The organism is Flavobacterium erigeronis, from assembly GCF_054075165.1.
Genome location: NZ_JBSKGP010000022.1, coordinates 1 through 1,251, shown reverse-complemented (window position 1 = coordinate 1,251; position 1,251 = coordinate 1). Strand labels below are relative to the sequence as shown.

Below are 1,251 nucleotides of genomic sequence, written 5' to 3'. Positions count from 1 at the left end.
TCGAAATGAACTGTGTTTATAAGCAAATTTATTTTTAATTATTTTCTAAATAGTATTCGTTTTTTGACGCTAATGCAAAAGCCTGTTTCAGCAGTTTATTTGCTACAGCAATTAAAGCAACTTTTCTGGCTTTGCCTTTTTCAACTAATCTGTCATACAATTCTCTGCATGCACTATTGCATTTTTTAGCAGACCATGAACAGATATATAGCATTGCCCTTATTCTGCTCATGCCCATTTTACAGATCTTTGACTTTCCTTTTACGCTTGTGCCGGATTCAAAAATACGCGGGCTTATCCCAATGTAAGAGCTCAGCTGTCTTGCATTATCAAATTTTGTAAATCCTCCGCTGATTACAATTAACAGTAAAGCAGTTTTTCTGCCTACTCCAGGTATGCTCTGCATTTGTTTAAAAAGCTCGCTGTGATGAGCCTTTATAATTGAAATCATTTTATTTTCAATACGGCTGATTTCAATTTCTAATCCGCCAATCACCTTATCCAGACTCTCATTTAACACAGCTGATTCCACAGTATTTTGTGTAAAAGCCTCTTTCTGCCGTAAAAATCCTGTTCTGGATTTATCCATCTGCTCCACATATGCCTGCATTTGTTTTATCTCAAGAACATAATCCGCTTCGGGTTTCCACAAAGCTGGATTTTCAGCCTTTCCGTATTCTGCAATAATTACGGCATCTTTTTTATCTGTTTTAGTCCTCGACATCCGCATCTGGCTAAACCGTCTGATAACTAAAGGGTTTACAACACTGACACCTACGCTTTGGTTAAATAAATACTGAGCCAATTTTAAATAATACGGACCGCTGGCTTCCATCACACAGACATCTAAATCTTCATTAAGCAATTTTTTGAAGCCTGCAAAACCTTCATTATCATTACTGAATTTGTGATGTAAATATTTATCGCTTCCTTTTTTAATGGCAACATCAAAGCTTAATTTTGATATATCAATACCAATGTAATTTTTGTTTTTTGTCATAACTTTGTTTTTAGGTAAAGTAAACGGAAGAAATCTGCTATTGGCTTATCAATCCTAAATACAGGCTCTTGGCCTAATGAACTGTCCAAGCTCAAAGCAGAGAGGGAAAGGAACTACCATTTCGAACAGTCTTTTAAGACAAATGACAATACTCAGTTTTTTTTCTTTCCCTTTCTTCTGTTGAAAAATTTTCAATATAAATTTACTTAAAAACAAAATCTTCTATCTTATTGCAAACATAGGATGACAAA

General features: G+C 34.7%; 1 protein-coding gene. It reads right to left on the bottom strand.

The window, feature by feature from the left end:
• Positions 1 to 34: 34 nt before the first annotated feature.
• Positions 35 to 1,000, bottom strand: coding sequence for an IS110 family RNA-guided transposase (locus ACWA1F_RS23900; protein WP_456897533.1), 966 nt, complete (start codon positions 998 to 1,000; stop codon positions 35 to 37).
• Positions 1,001 to 1,251 lie beyond the last annotated feature (251 nt).

Excerpts from the sequence above, each read along its gene's own strand:
- ACWA1F_RS23900 (WP_456897533.1), bottom strand. The coding sequence starts at position 1,000 with ATGACAAAAAACAAAAATTACATTGGTATTGATATATCAAAATTAAGC.